General features: G+C 66.7%; 11 protein-coding genes. 8 read left to right on the top strand and 3 right to left on the bottom strand.

Translation table 11 applies throughout. From position 1 onward, the window contains the following. The 6 genes from ATO6_RS25280 to ATO6_RS24515 form a co-directional block, all read left to right on the top strand. Positions 1 to 1,091: hypothetical protein (locus ATO6_RS25280; RefSeq protein ID WP_217899067.1), on the top strand; the 1,091-nt coding region annotated here is incomplete at its 5' end. Positions 1,092 to 1,437: 346 nt separating this feature from the next. Next, a complete protein-coding gene (locus ATO6_RS24535) occupies positions 1,438 to 2,154 on the top strand; it encodes a hypothetical protein (protein WP_088626544.1) in 717 nt (238 codons plus the stop codon). After that, positions 2,151 to 3,431: a TolC family protein gene (locus ATO6_RS24530; RefSeq protein WP_088626543.1), complete on the top strand. Its 1,281-nt coding sequence runs from the start codon at positions 2,151 to 2,153 to the stop codon at positions 3,429 to 3,431. Before ATO6_RS24535 ends, ATO6_RS24530 begins: the two co-directional genes overlap by 4 nt. Before the next feature lie 36 nt (positions 3,432 to 3,467). After that, complete coding sequence (locus ATO6_RS24525; protein WP_088626542.1) at positions 3,468 to 5,603, top strand: type I secretion system permease/ATPase; 2,136 nt, start codon at positions 3,468 to 3,470, stop codon at positions 5,601 to 5,603. Beyond that, entirely contained in the window at positions 5,600 to 6,772 is a 1,173-nt protein-coding gene (locus tag ATO6_RS24520; RefSeq protein ID WP_088626541.1) for an HlyD family type I secretion periplasmic adaptor subunit, read from the top strand. Before ATO6_RS24525 ends, ATO6_RS24520 begins: the two co-directional genes overlap by 4 nt. Positions 6,773 to 6,813: 41 nt before the next feature. Next, positions 6,814 to 8,157 carry a BamA/TamA family outer membrane protein gene (locus tag ATO6_RS24515; RefSeq protein WP_254919279.1) on the top strand — a complete coding sequence of 448 codons (1,344 nt, stop codon included), beginning with the start codon at positions 6,814 to 6,816 and terminating at the stop codon, positions 8,155 to 8,157. Here the strand turns inward: ATO6_RS24515 and ATO6_RS24510 are convergent. The 3 genes from ATO6_RS24510 to ATO6_RS24500 all read right to left on the bottom strand — a co-directional run bounded on the left by ATO6_RS24510 (position 8,154) and on the right by ATO6_RS24500 (position 12,282). Beyond that, positions 8,154 to 9,392, bottom strand: a complete 1,239-nt coding sequence (locus ATO6_RS24510) for a glycosyltransferase (protein WP_254919278.1) — start codon at positions 9,390 to 9,392, stop codon at positions 8,154 to 8,156. The two genes, ATO6_RS24515 and ATO6_RS24510, sit on opposite strands and share 4 nt — an antisense overlap. Positions 9,393 to 9,515: 123 nt before the next feature. Then, positions 9,516 to 10,154 carry a response regulator transcription factor gene (locus ATO6_RS24505; protein ID WP_088626538.1) on the bottom strand — a complete coding sequence of 213 codons (639 nt, stop codon included), beginning with the start codon at positions 10,152 to 10,154 and terminating at the stop codon, positions 9,516 to 9,518. 157 nt (positions 10,155 to 10,311) lie between these two features. Then, positions 10,312 to 12,282, bottom strand: coding sequence for a hybrid sensor histidine kinase/response regulator (locus tag ATO6_RS24500; protein WP_088626537.1), 1,971 nt, complete (start codon positions 12,280 to 12,282; stop codon positions 10,312 to 10,314). Positions 12,283 to 12,401: 119 nt separating this feature from the next. Here ATO6_RS24500 and ATO6_RS25555 point away from each other — a divergent pair, with 119 nt between their 5' ends. Beyond that, complete coding sequence (locus tag ATO6_RS25555; protein ID WP_369597082.1) at positions 12,402 to 14,489, top strand: BapA prefix-like domain-containing protein; 2,088 nt, start codon at positions 12,402 to 12,404, stop codon at positions 14,487 to 14,489. Positions 14,490 to 14,778: 289 nt separating this feature from the next. Continuing rightward, the coding region (locus ATO6_RS24485) for a BapA prefix-like domain-containing protein (RefSeq protein WP_141102079.1) at positions 14,779 to 15,190 on the top strand (412 nt) is incomplete at its 3' end.

Raw genomic sequence — 15,190 nt, 5'->3', positions numbered from 1 at the left:
TCGGCGGCGACGAGGCCGAGGCGGAGAGCGCAGACCCGGTCTCGACATCGACGGACGATGGACCGGCAGCCGACGAGCCGCTCCCGACCGAAGACGGCCTCGCGGACGACGCCCTCGATGCGGTGACGGGTGACGGCGGCGTGGTCGACACGGTCGCGGGCGAGGATGGCGTGGTCAGTGGACTACTCGACACCGTCGCGGGTGAAGACGGCATCGTGAGCACGGTTCTCGACACCTTGGCGGGCGATGAAGGGCCCGCGCAGGATCTTCTCGACACGGTCGCTGTCGGCAGCGGGTTGCTCGGCGATGTCGGCGAGGGTGACGGCATCCTCGGGTCGATCCTCGGCGGGACCGGACTTTTCGGGATGGCGGCCGGGACCGGGGTCGCGGACGTGACCGGCGGTGACGAAAGTGTCGCCAGCGAGGCGGCCGGGGTCGCGGAACCGTCGGATCACAACGTGGGCGGATCGGACCCTGACGGGGAAGCGGCCGCTGATGCCGGGGCCGCGGAAGTGATTGTCGGGGCGGAAGCCGGAGTCGGAATTGCTTCGTTCGATGCCGGGGGGGAGGCGTCGGACGCGGCGTTGGAGGCAGAACCGTCCGAGCCCGAAGAGGATTTCCTGGAGACGCTTCTGTTCGACGACGGCGGCCCGGACCTGCTCGAAGGTCTGCTCGGCGATGACGACATCTACGCGACCGACGTGCCGCCCGGGGTGCTGGAGGGCGATGACGATCTCTTCGCCGGGCTCGGCAGCGAATACGACCTGAGCGGCACGCTCGTCGATGAGGCCTTGATCGGCGCCGACTCCGACGCCGCGGACGCCGAGATCGACGACCTGCTGGTCAGCATCCTCGGAAGCCCGGTCGACGGCGACATCACCTCGGATGCCTTCAGCGCGTTCGACGCACTGCTCGGCGATGTCGTCGGTCTGGAAAACGAGCTCGGCTCCGGGATCGAACCGGGGGACGAGACGCTCCTCGGCGACGATGCGGTCGACGGTGCGATGAGCGCCCTGTTTGGCGGAATTACCGAAGAGACAGGCGGCCTGCTGGGCGGATTGGGCCTGGGAACGGAAGACGAAAACAGCTGATCGAAAGTATGGAGAGGGAGAGGCGGGCTATCGAAAACGACACCATGTCGCCACCGCGCGGGCAAATAGACGTTAACAAAATCCCAAGCAACAGTGACGCCGCGTTCCGAATGTCATTGAACCGCACGGCGCCTTGGGTATAGACCAGCCTAAGGTTAATATCGAATATACCTTTCGATCTATGGTTGTCGGAAGGTGGTGTGACGTCAGTGTCTGTACGCTTTCGATACAAGCGCCGGAGCGACAGTTTTCGAAGTTTTTTTGCCTTTGACGTTGCAGGGAGTTTTGGCAAATGGTCCGAAAGCAGATTGTGCGAATTTCGGCACAAGATGACCGGGCGTCCCGATTGGCGGAGACAGACATTTCCGTCGATGGCGCCGCCGCGATCATTCTTCCTGCCCAGGTTGCGGATATCGCAGGCTACGAGAAATCAGGGCCTGCGCTCGAGATCGAGTTTACGGACGGGCAGACCCTTCGCGTCGACAATTTTTTCGCCGTCGGGCCTGACGGTGAATACAGCGAAGTGATGACCAGTGACGGACGGGTGGCCGTGTCCGCGCTGGTGGCGCCCGAACCGGTTGCGGGAGACGTCGCGCCGGTCGCGTCGTCGCAGGGCACCGCCGGGCTGGCGGGCGAGTCTTCCGCATCGGCAGCCACCGAAGCGACGGCCGACGAAAGCCCGGACTGGGCAGATCCCATGATGCTCACCGGCGTGGGCCTGGCAGCGGGACTCGGCTCGACGGGCTGGCTGTTCTCATCGGACGACAGTTCCGGCGACGTTTCCGCCGCCGCGAGCGCCGAGCCGGCCGAAGCGTCGCAGGACATCGAGGCGCTTCTCGAAAGTGACGACCAGGGGACCGACCTGTCGCAGGACATCGCGACGATCGTCGGCGACGATTCGGTGACAGGGTCCGACGGTGACTTCGGTTGGGATGGTGCCACGTCGGACGAGGTCGACGGGGTCGTATCCTACGGCACCGACCCGGCAGGTGGCATCGAGGTTTCCGACCTCTCCCTCGGCGCCGAACTACTCGCAGACCTGGTGACGGAGGGCGAGGCATGATCCGCGCGGACCTGGCAGTTCTCCCGCGCGCCGCGGTGCGCGTGGCCCGGCGGTGCCTCTCCGGTGCTGCCGTCGCGCTCCTGCTCTCCGCCGTTTCGGCGGGCGCGCAGGTCGCGCTCTCCGACGCCGCGCGGCTTGCAACCGAGCTCGACCCGAACGTCACCGCGATGCGGCAGCAGGTCGCCAGCCGCACAATCGGCATCCAGCAGGCCCGTGACGAATATTTCCCGAGCCTGAGTGTTTCGGCGGACAGCGGCACCACCGATGCCGACGGGCCCGGGCTGACCCTGACGGTGTCGCAGGTGCTCTATGACTGGGGGCTGATCCGCAGCAAGATCAAGACGGCCACCCAGGCGCGGGTTCAGGCGGTGGCGGACCTCAAGATGTCTGTCGAGGACCTGACTCTGCAGCTGTCCGAAGCCTTCCTGGATATCGAGGTGACGGAGCGCAAGCTGCGCCTGACGCGGGACTATGCCGCCTATGCCGGCCGTCTCGCCAGGCAGGCGGAGGATCGCGCGCGCGCGGGTCTGGGGGACAATGGCGAGGTCGCCCGGGCCCGGTTGGAGATCGCGCGGGCCCGCGACCGGTTGCAGACGCTCGAGTCGGATCTGGCGATGAGCCTGGCGCAGATCGAGTTCCTTATCGGTCGTCCGGTACCCGGCGTGCTGCCGCCGCCGTCTCTCGATTTCGCGGGCCGCTACTCCGGAGAGGGCAAGATCCTGTCGGCGGTGCGGGTGGCGCCCGACTATATCGCGGGAAGAGCCGCGGCTACGGAAGCCGAGGCGAATGTCGAACGGGTCAAGGCGTCGCGCCTGCCCACGATCAAGCTGCAGGCGCAGGGGCGGGCCGACCTGAATGGTGGCCGCACCCGGACGGCCATCGGCATCTCGGCGGGCGTCGACCTGAACGCCTCGACCCTTGGCGGCCGCGGCGTCCAGATGGCCGAGCGCGAGCTCGAGGCCGCCCGGAGTTCGCTGCGTGCGATCGAACGTCAGATGGGAAACGTCGCCCGGACCTCGCTTCGGCATATCGCCTCGCTCAGGGCGACGGAGCAGGCCCGGTTCGTCCAGCTCGAACAGGCGCGGCGGGTGCTCGACAATTACGAAAAGCAGTTCGTCGCCGGGCAGCGCGACCTGATCGACGTGCTGACCACGGGTCGCGACCTCTACGACGCGCAGATCGACCAGGTCGACACCTACGACGAGCGGAAACGCACGGAATATCAGGCGGCGCGGGATCTCGGGGTGCTCGGCACGCTGATCCTGGCCGCATCGTGAACGAATTGGGCGGGCGATGCACCGGAGGAATTCCGCATGAGTGAGCTGAGACGGTCCGACCCTCTCCTCGACGGTCTGGTCGAGCTGTGCCGGGCGCAGGGGGTGTCGGCCTCGGCGGTCCGGCTCACGGACGGACTGCCTTGGTCCGCCGACACGCCGATGCCGGACGACCTCGCAACGCTCGCCCTGCGCCGCATCAACATGAGCTGCCGGTTCAGCCGGGAGCCGCTGACCTCCTTCCCCGCCCATACACTGCCGATCCTCGTCTTCCTGAAGGACGGCGGAACCGTCGTGCTGGAAAAGCTCACGGACCGGGAGGCGACCGTCATCCTGCCCGAGGCGGATGGTGGCCGCTTGGTCTGGCCGCGGGCCGACCTCGAGGCGCGACGCTCCGGCCGGGTGCTGATCTCCAAGCCGATCGACATCGTCTCGGACCGGCTGGACGAACCGGACCCGGACAAACGGCACTGGATCCTCGGACCGGTGCTGAAGAACTGGTGGATCTACCGCGACGTGGTCGTTGCCTCCTTCGCGGCGAACCTGCTGGCGGTGGCGACGGCGCTGTTCTCGATGCAGGTCTATGACCGCGTGGTTCCCAGCAACGCCTTCGACACGCTCTGGATTCTTGCCAGCGGCGTCGGGCTTGCCATCCTGCTCGAGTTGCTCCTGCGGGTCACCCGCGCCTCGTTGATCGACATCTCGGGGCGTGACCTCGACCTTCGGCTCTCGGCGCAGCTCTTCGAGCGTGTGGCGAACATGCGGCTCGTGCACCAGCCGGCCTCGACCGGGGTCTTCGCCAACCAGGTCAGGGATTTCGCCACGGTGCGGGAGTTCTTCACCTCGGGCACAGTGACCGCGCTCTGCGACATTCCCTTCGTGCTGATCTTCATCGCCGTCATCTGGTTCATCGGCGGGCCGATCGCGCTGGTCACGGTAACCGGCGTGCTGATGACGCTGGTGCCCGGCATGATCATGCAAAAGCGCCTCGCCCGCGCCTCGCGCGAAAGCGCGCGCGAGGCGGCGGCGCTGAACGGACTGCTGCTCGAGACGATCTCGAACCTCGAAACCGTCAAGGCGTCGCGCGCCGAGACCCGGCTCCAGCGGGCCCATTCCCAGCTTTCGGCGACGATGGCGGGAACCGCGGTGCGGACGCGGCGCCTGACGACGCTGATGAGCCAGATGGTCGGCGGCGTGCAGAAGCTGACCTATGCCGGGGTCATCATCGCGGGCGTCTACCTGATCAGCGCCGGCGAACTGACCGTCGGCAGCCTGATCGCCTGCACCATGCTCTCGAGCCGGACGCTGACCCCGATGGGGCAGGTCGCCGGGCTGCTGGCGCGCTGGCAGCAGGTCCGTGCCGCGCTCGAAGGGCTGGACCGGATCATCAATACCCCGGTCGAGCGGCCCGCCGACCGCCATTTCGTCCGCGCCGCTTCGCTGCGTGGCGATTACCGGCTGGAGAAGGTCGCCTTCCGGCACGATCCGCAGGCGCCGCCGGTCGTTGACATTCCCAGCCTCAGCATCCCGGCCGGAGAGCGGATTGCCCTGCTGGGTGGCAACGGTGCGGGCAAGTCGAGCTTCATGCGGCTGATGGCCGGGCTGATCGACCCGCAGGAGGGGACGATCCTGCTGGACGACCTGGCGCTCGGGCAGATCGACCCGATCGACCGGCGCCGCCAGATCGGCTACCTGCCGCAATCGGTCGCCTTGTTCCAGGGCACCCTGCGCGACAACCTGCTGCTCGACCACGGGCTGCATTCGGACGAAGAGCTTCTCGGCGCGCTCGACGCGGTCGGGCTCGGCACCTTCGTGCGGCGCCACGTGCGCGGGCTGGACCTGCAGATCCACGGCAACGGCAACGTCTCGGGCGGCCAGCGGCAGGCCATCGGACTGGCGCGCGTCCTGCTGCAGGATCCCCGGATCGTCCTGCTCGACGAGCCGACCGCAGCCTTCGACCACGTGACCGAGAACCACGTGATCGCGCACCTGAAGACCTGGCTCGAGGGGCGCACGGTGATCATCTCGACCCACAAGCGCGAGCTGCTGAGCCTGACGCAGCGGACACTTGTGCTGAAGGACGGCAAGGTCGCCCGTGACGGCGACCTCGTCGAAATCCTGAACACCGCGCGGGCCCGGTCCGCCCAGAAGACCCAGGTCAAGGCGGTCACATGAGCAGTCAGGACACCTTCGACCCCGGCCACGTCGACGGCAGCTACCGCCGGCAGGCGCTGGCCCGGTCGCGGCTGACGATCCAGGTCGTCGTGCTGTCGCTGCTTGCCGCGATCGCGTGGGCCGCCATCGCGAAGGTCAACGAGGTGACGCGCGGCGACGGGAGGGTCATTCCGGCACGGCGGATGCAGACGATCCAGAGCCTTGAGGGCGGCATCCTGTCCGAGCTCATGGTCCGCGAAGGCGATCTCGTCCAGCAGGGGCAGATCCTCGCGCGGCTCGACCCGACCCGCTCGCAATCGGCCTTCATGGCCGCACAGTCCCAGATCATTGCCCTGACGGCCGAGGTGGCCCGGCTGGAAGCTGAGGTGCTGGAACATCCCGAGCTCGACTTCGGCCCCGAGCCGAACGAGGCGGAGCGCACGGAACTGCGCCTGTTCACCGCGCGGCGGACGAAGCTCGAAGCCTCGCTTGCGGCGCTCGAGGGCGAGAGGGCCTCGATCGAGGAGCAGATCGCGATCACCAGCCCGCTCGCGGCCGGCGGCTCGGTCAGCCGGATCGACCTGCTTCAGCTTCAGCAGAAGAAGGCCGAGCTCGACGGCAAGATGAGCGAGATGCGCAACGCCTATGTCCAGGACGCCTACAAGGACCTCGCGCAGCGCCGGGCCAAGCTGAGTACGCTTCGCGAGGAGATGGTTCAGAAGCGCGATGAGCTTCAGCGCACCGACGTCCGCTCGCCCGTCGAAGGCCGCGTGAACGACATCGAGATCACGACCCTGGGCGGCGTGGTCCAGCCCGGCCAGCCGATCATGGAGATCACGCCGATCGACGACCAGCTGGTGATCGAAACCAAGGTCCTGCCTCGTGACGTTGCCTTCATCGCCCCAGGCATGCCCGCGAGCGTGAAGATCACCGCCTACGATTTCTCGACCTACGGCGATCTGCGCGGGACGGTCGTGCAAATCTCGGAAGACACGGTCGAGGAAGACACGAAACAGGGGCCGCAGGATTTCTACCGGGTGATGGTCGGGACCGAACGGAACTACCTCGAACGGTTCGGCGAAACCTTCGCGATCAGGCCGGGGATGGTGGCCCAGGTCGATATCGAGAGCGGGAAGCGGTCGGTGCTTAGCTACCTGACCCGGCCGCTCCTGAACGCCAGGTTGCGCTGAGCCGGCCGACGCGCTTGCCGAGAGATCAAAGAGGAATTCCCGTGTCGCTGCAACCACATGATCGCTCAGTTCAGCGCAATGCCGTCATTCGCCGCAGGCGCCGCGCGATACTCGCGGTCACGCTGCTTATGCTCGCCGTCGCGGGGCCGCTGCTGGCGCGGGTCTACGAGACGGTCGAGGTCCGCGGGGCGGAGTTCATATCCGAAGACGACATCCGGGCCACATGCGGCGCCTTGCCCGGAGTGGATTACGCCGGGTACGAGTTGGCCGCGATCGAGGATTGCCTGATGCTCACCGGGGCATTCTCGCGCGTTCAGGTCTACCCGAACGGCGATGCCATGGTGATCGACGTTGAAGAGGTCGACACCCGCCCGGGCCGGATCGAGGCCGCCCTGTCCTACGTGTCGCAGGACGGGTTGGTCGGGGAACTGTCCGCCGAGAAATACAACCTTTTTCCCGGGACTTACGGGGCGATCCGCCTGTCCTTCAATACCGACGTCAGGATGCTCGAGCTCAACTTCTACAAGGCCGACGCCCTCGGCGAGACGCTTGACCTGGGGCTCGACATTGTCGGCCGCGACGCGGATTTCGGCGACCGGAGCTATGCCGAACGGGGTCTTCGGGCGGAGCCCTACTTGGCCTGGACGCCGTCCGGCGGACTCAGGCTCGAAGCGGGCCTGGGATGGCGCGACTACCGGATGACGGACATTGCCGCGGGCGCCAGCCCGTTGCTTTTCCGCGAAGCGACCGACGGCATATCGGCGCCCTACGGCCGTGTCTCCCTGGTTTACGAGAGGTCGGCGGAGGAGGGGTCCGACGGATCCCGAGGCGTGCTGCCCGGCTATGCGATCCGGCTGGACCAGTACCTGTGGAACCTCGGCACCTCTGAGCCGCTGTCGGACACCCGGTTCGAGATCCGGACACGGCTTCCGCTGGCGCGGAACTACCGGCTGCTGACCACTCTGCGGGCGGGCTCCGTCAGCGGGCTGAACGGCAACGCGACCCGGGCCATCGACCGCCATTACCTCGGCGCCGACACGTTCCGCGGCTTTGCCCCGCGCGGGATCGGGCCCCGGGATGCCGGCGATGCCCTGGGCGGGAACCACTACTTCACCGGGTCGGTGGAAATCCAGCGTGATTTCGGCACTGTGCTGTCCGTTCCGATGAGGGCGGGCGTCTTCATCGACGCCGGGTCCAACTGGGGCCTCGACGACACGCTCGGCGGCGCCATCGACGACGGCTGGCACAGCCGGAGCAGTGTCGGCCTGTCCGTGACCATCGAGGTCGCCAATACCCCGGTATCCCTCTACGTCGCCACGCCGTTGCGCCAGCGACCCGGAGACGAGACGCAGGCCTTCGGCCTGTCGTTCAGCGCCCGCTTTTAACCGGCCGCGCGCGCCGCCTGCCGGTTCTCCATCGCCTGCCGGAACAACCGCATGTACCGCGGTGCCACAGCCGGCAGGCTGTACTGTATCTGCGCGAGATACTTCGCGGCCTGCCCGTACCGCAACCGGCGGGCCGGGTCCCGGGACAGAGCGATGATCTCGTCGACCCAGGCAGTGTCGTCGTCGGGCAGGAGGCGACCGTTCACCCCGTCCTGTATCAATTCCGAGGCATATCCCCGGTCCGGTGCGATCACGCAGCCGCCCCGGCCGAGGATCTCGACCAGGCCCCAGTTGGCAACACCGAAGCGGAGCGGATAGAGGAACAGGTCGATGTCCCGCAAGATGCGCGCATAGTCCTCGTAGGGCAATTTACCGGGAAACTCGATCACCTCGGCGGCACGGGGATAGACCTGGAGCAGGTGGTCGCGGAAGCTCTTGACCGCGCCGCCGTGCCGACGCTTCACCCATTGCTGCTCATAACCGTAGGTCGTCGCCTCGGCGTCGCCAAGCGCGATGAACCGTGCCTCGATACCCCTGTCGACGAGCCGGTCCACCAGCCTGACATAGGTTTCGAAACCCTTCGCACTGGACAGGTCGCGCGCGGCGAAGCCGATGGTGAAGGGACCGGGCGCGCTCCCGGTGCTCTCCGGGGTATCGTCCTCGAACCGGAACCCTTCCAGCTGCACCTCGATGTTCGACCGCAGTGCCGGGGGAAACATCTTCTTCGCATGATGGCTGGGACAGATGACGAGATCGCTCCGGAGCGCCTGGTGGAAGTGCAGCATCTCCGTGTTCCGGTCGCCCATGCGCTGCGACAGATCCGGCGGGTAGTTCGGATCCCATCCGTGGGCGCGGTAGCTTGGAAATTCGATGTAGCTGACGATGGCGGCGTCGATCTCGTCGTAGAGGAAATGCGGCGCGCCCCAGAGCGAATGGCTCACCACCACGTCGATCTTCTTCTGTTTCTCGAAGGCCAGGAGCGCCGTCAGGATGCCGCGGCCGATACGTGCCGACCGCTCGACCTTGGAGGAATAGTAGTAGCTCTGCGGGCCCACCACCGGGCCATCCGGCTTGAAGCCCAGGATATGAGCGCCACGGTGGGCATTGCGCTTTCGATGCCCCGGCGTGGTCAGGAAATATGTCTCGGCGATGTCGGCATCCCTCAGGTAGTCGCAGAGCATTCCGAACTGGCCCGGGTAGACGGACCCGGCGAATACGATGACGGGCTTCTTCAACGGTAACGACCTCCTTCCGGTTGCGCGCCGCATCGGGCAGGCACCTGGGCGCGGCAGCGGCAGGCACCACCATAAGAAGGTGAATGCGGGAAGTATATATACTTTAGGACATATACGGGCCGATCAGATCAGGCTCATGTCCCGCGCCACGATCACCGCCTGGGTACGGTTGTTGGCCTCCAGCTTGGTGCAGATCGACTTGACGTGCATCTTCACCGTCGTCTCTTTCAGCCCGAGGGCCGCCCCGATATCGCGGTTCGACTTGCCCTCGGACAGTTGCGCGAGGACCGCCATCTCGCGTTCGGACAGCGGAACGTCTCGCGGCTCTCGCGTCACCACGCGCTGCCGTTCGATCAGTTCGACCGGGATGTAGCGGCCGCCAGCGGCCATAAAGCGGATCTCGTTGTGGAAATTCTTGAGCGACGTGGTCTTCAGCACGAAACCCGCGCCTCCCATGGCGAGGACCTCGGGAACGAGGTGCGAGGGCGGATTGCTCGTCAGCAGCGCCACCGGCTTGCCGCCGTTGCTCGCAATCGTCCGGCCAAAGCCTTCGAGACCGTTCATCCCCGGCATGTTGAGATCGACCAGGACCAGGTCAAACGGGCCGTCCCGAGCGATCAGCGCGAGTCCCGCATCAAGATCGGGCGCCGTTTCGACCGTGACGTCGGAAAGGCTCGAAATGAACTGTTCGAACATCTCGAGCACCATGGCGTGGTCATCGGCGATGAGCAGCCGGATAGGAGAAGTTTCAGAAGGCGTCATGTACTGCTTACTCGCTTCGACATTTTGCCCACAACTGCGAATAACGCCCACCCGGCCGCCAACAGAAGTGGGCGGGCCGGAACCGAGGCGTCGCCGACTGTCGCAGGCGCAAAACCCTGAGCAAACATAGAGCAGTTTGTCGCGTTGGGAACCGGGTTCACGCTTGTGGCAGTGAATCCATACCATTTTCCAACGCGTTGTGCGTAATCTCCAGCGCCTCCGCGAGGGCCTGCATCGGTTCGCCGAGGGCGTCCGGCCCTGCCTCCAGTGCGTCCTCGAGGCCGCGCAGGCGGCTGACCACAAGTGCGAGGCCGGTCAGCCCGCAGGCGCCGGTGGCGGCATGCAGCGTGCAACCGGTGCTTTCCGTCAACCCGTCGCGTTGCAGGGCCGCCAGTGCGGACCGGGCCTCGCCAAGGGCCCGGGTCATGAACTTCGTCGTGTCCTTGCGTCCCATCACCGCGACAAGGTCCGCGACCACCCGCTTGTCCCAGATCGCATCGGTGACCTCCGCCGGCATCGCCGTCGTGTCGGGTGCCTGATGGGCGCCTCCGTCAAGCTCCTCGAGCACCGCGCTGCACAAACGACCGGGGCGGATCGGCTTCTCGAGGACTCGCTGCATACCGGCGGCGAGGCAGCTGGCGACGATCGTGTCGTCGACATGCGCGGTCAGCCCGACGAGCTTGAGGTCGCGCTGGTAAAGGCCCGAGTCCTGCCCGGAGCTGATGCGCCGGGCCAGTTCAGCGCCATTCATGCGCGGCATCGTGACGTCCGACAGCACCATCTCCACATCCCGCCCGCGCGGCCCGGCCAACAGTTTCAGTGCTTCGGCCCCGCTGCCCGCGGTCTCGACCCGCGCGCCCGCTTCGGTCAGGACACGGACCAGCCAACCGCGGCTCGAGGGGCTGTCCTCGACGACCAGCAGCACCCGGCCTGTCAGGGCGCCCTCTGCGGCGGGGTCCGTTTCGGAGGCCTCGTCCTCGTCGGCAGAGGCTTCGGGCAGCACGAAGGTCGCGCGGAGCAGGGTGCCGATGACACTCCCGCGGTCGGAACCCGTAGGCGCGTCCATCCTGTCCTGGACTTCGAGGTGCCCACCCAGCTGGTGCAGCGCATGCGCCAGGACGTTCAGCCCGCCGGACGCCGTGGGCCGCTTCGGATCGCCTGACGCTCGCTCGGGCTGCGCCTGCCCGAGGGCCACGGCCAGCCGCCGCTTCTGCGCATCGGGCAAGCCGCCGCCGAGATCGCGGACCTCGAGCGTCAGGTTCAGGCCGCGGGTGCCTTCGGGCAGCGTGTCGAGCGACCCGCTGACGGGATCCATCCCGAGCGCGACCTCGACCGACGCGCCGCCGTATTTCACCGCGTTGTCGATCATGTTCTGGAACAGCGCGCGCACAAACCTGATGGGGCCCACAACGTGAGTGTTGCGGTCCTGCGGCAGCGTCAGGGTAAGGGTCGCGCCGCGGGTCTCGGCGATCGGTCGCACGACCTCGGCCAGGGCCTCGAGCTCGTCGCAGGGGGAAAAGACCTCGTCTGGATGCAGCCCTCCGGCGGGCTGTTCGCCCCGGACGACGGCAAGGACATTGTCGATGTGATCGAGCGCGAGGTCCGCGGCCTTGCGCAGCCGGCCCAGCGAAGCGGCGTCCCCGTTGCCGCCCGCGGCGACGATCTCGGCCGTAGCGAGAAGCGACTGGATCGGTGTACGCAGGTCATGCGCGACCCGAAGCAGCGTGGCCGCACGTGCGCGGTTGCGAAGCCAGGTCGCCTCATCGTCATTCTCGGAGAGGCGCAGAAGGTAGCCCGCGACCCGGCCAAGGGGCAGGTAGACCAGTTCGCCTTCGACGGAGAGGCGTTCGAGGTGCAAAGACACCGGGGCGCTGCCGGCACGACGCACCGTGGTGCAGAGATGCGGCCAGTCCAGCATGTCCTGCAGCCGCGCTGAATCGAGGCCGAGCCGTTTGGCCGGCGTATTGGCCAGGAGCACCTCGCAGGACTCGCTCGCCAGCAACACGGCACGCCGATCGGTGGCGATCAGGCGGGCGATCGTACGCAGGGCAGGGCGGTAGGACGCGGACGCCTCGTCGCGGTCCGCCAAACCGCGCTCCGGCAAACGCTCCTTGTCCGAAGTGCTCATCTAAGGCTTCCCGTTCAAATGCCGCGACAGTCCGTTGATCCGGCGTAACGGTAAAAAGTTTACAGGTACAGAAAGAATATGCCCAGGTCGGAAGTGCTTCCGTCACTATTATCTTTGGTATGTATTCGATACATACTAAAGATGATTCGACTGACGCAACGACGGGCCGCATGGATGGCCCCGTTTCAAAGGGCAGGACCATGGCAACTACCGAACTCAATACCGGCGCAGGGGTGAATGTGAAACTGGGGGTCAACGCGGACAGCGTCGGCCGCTACGTCCGTTCTGGCAGTGACCTGGTGGTGGAACTCACTTCCGGCGACAGCATACGCGTGACCGATTTCTACACGCCCGCCGCCGATGGCGCGGCACACCGGCTGTTCTTCGCGGATGGCAGTTTCTCCGGCGTGGAGGGTACCCTCTCCGAGGAAGAGGAGGCGACCGGGCTGGGCGTCGCTATTCCGGAGGACGTGCTGGCCGCGGCCGGAACTTCGCTGGCCGGGGCGCTGCTGGTTGCCACGTCCGGGGACGACGACGAGGACGACACCACGGACCCGACCGACGGCACAGACCCCACCGACGGCACGGACCCCACCGACGGCACAGATCCGACCGACGGCACGGACCCCACCGACGGCACGGACCCGACCGACGGCACAGACCCCACCGACGGCACGGAACCAACCGACGGCACGGACCCGACCGATGGCACGGACCCGACCGACGGCACAGACCCCACCGATGGCACGGACCCGACCGACGGCACGGACCCGACCGACGGCACGGACCCGACCGACGGCACGGACCCCACAGACGGCACGGACCCGACCGATGGCACGGACCCGACCGATGGCACGGACCCGACCGATGGCACGGACCCCACCGACGGCACGGATCCGACTGATGGAACAGATCCCACCGACGGGACCGACCCGACGGATGGCGCGGACGCGACGCCCGGACTGCTGGACGAAGTCGTGGCGGACGAGGGTCTGCTCGGCGACCTGACCGGCAACGACGGCCTTCTCGGCGCCGTGACCGGTTCCGAGGGTCTGCTCGGCGATCTCGTTGGCAACGACGGTCTGCTGTCCCCGATCACCGGCGAGGACGGGCTGGTCGGAGACCTGACCGGCGGCGGGCTCCTTGGAGACAGCGACGGAAGCTCGGGGCCGCTCACCGACCTGCTTTCGCCGGTGCTCGGCGCCGGGCTTCTGGGCGACGTGTTGGGCGACGGTGTCCTCGACCCGGTGGTCGCGGACGAGGGCCTGCTTGGCGAACTGACTGGAAACAATGGCCTTCTTGGCGACGTGACCGGGTCGGAGGGTCTGCTCGGCGACCTCGTCGGGAACACCGGCCTGCTCTCGGACGTCACCGGCGAGGATGGCCTTGTTGGCGATCTCCTGGGCGTGGGACTGCTGGGTGACGGAGACGGCTCGGGCGGCCTGCTGTCGGGCCTGCTGGATCCTGTGCTCGACACCGGGCTCGTCAGCGACGTGGTGGGCGGCGACGACGGCCTGCTCGATCCGCTGATCGCGAGCGAGGGCCTTGTCGGCGATCTCACCGGCAGCGATGGCACGCTTGGCGCGGTAACCGGGTCCGACGGGCTGCTCGGCGACCTCGTCGGGGACGATGGCCTGGCGTCGGACGTCACCGGGTCGGACGGCCTGGTCGGCGAGCTGCTCGGGACCGGGCTCATTGGCGAGGACGGCGTCGCCGATGGCGAAGGCCTCGTCGACGACATCCTCGACCCGGTTCTGGAGTCCGGCGTGATCTCGGAACTCGCGGGTGACAGCGGGTTGCTCGACCCGGTGATCGCCGACGAAGGGCTGCTGGGCGATTTGACCGGCAATTCGGGCACCCTCGGCCCGGTGACCGGCGGAGACGGGCTGCTCGGCGACCTCGTCGGGGACGATGGCGTCCTCTCCGACGTGACCGGCGCAGACGGGATCGTCGGCGACTTGTTGGGCGTCGGCACGCTCGGCGACGGGGATGGTGAACAGTCCGGAGCGATTGCGGACCTGCTGGGATCGCTCTCGGACGCGACAAGTCCACTCACGGGCCTGCTTGGGGAGGGCGGAGGGGATGACGCCCTTTCCCTGCTGGGTGGCATGCCGGATTTCGACAACGACGCGGTGAACGCGCTGGTCGATGGACTGGGGGCCGAGGTGCTGCTCTCGGATCTCGATCTTCCCGACGCACTCATCTGACCGTCAGCCGGCATTTCGGCCCCCACGAGAAAAAGACCAACGATTCCCAAATTGGCCCCGCTTCGGCGGGGCCTTCTTTGTGCGGTCGTTGCTGAATCGGGAGCAATTCGCGCGCTTGGACACGGAACGTTGCCAAGCCTTGATCAACGGTCGGAAAACTTGCCCGGGACAGCACTCGAAGTATTGACGATACATACTTTGGTGTGTGTATTACCTCCTAAAGGATATAAGACATCCTTTTGGACAAAGCGGCTCGCGGGCCGATCCGATAATCAAGAGGAAGCAAGACATGGCGGAAAAGGTAATTCAGGCCGGATCGGACATCGCTATTCGCATCGATGTGCAAAAAGAGGATATCGCCCGGTATCTGAAGCAGGGCGACAACCTGATCATCGAGCTGGCCAACGGTGACAGGATCACCGTCACCGATTTCTACGTTCCGACCCAGAACGGGTCGCTCCACAGCCTCCTTCTCGCCGATTCCGGCGAGGCCGGTGAGCAGGGGTTGTTCGCCGCGAACGGCGGTCTCGGGATGGGCATGGAAGAACAGGCGGCGCTGGCCGCAGCGGGCCTGGGCGGGCTCGGGCTCGCGCTTGGCGCGGCGAATGACGATGATGACGACGCGAGTACCGATCCGACCGACACGACGGATAACACCGACAACACGGACGTGACCGATACGACGGACAACACCGACAACA

Origin of the sequence: Oceanicola sp. 22II-s10i (assembly GCF_002210105.1) — a bacterium.
Lineage (GTDB): Bacteria > Pseudomonadota > Alphaproteobacteria > Rhodobacterales > Rhodobacteraceae > Pseudooceanicola.
The sequence above is the reverse complement of the archived record's forward strand: the minus strand, read 5'-3'. Positions and strand labels throughout refer to the sequence as shown.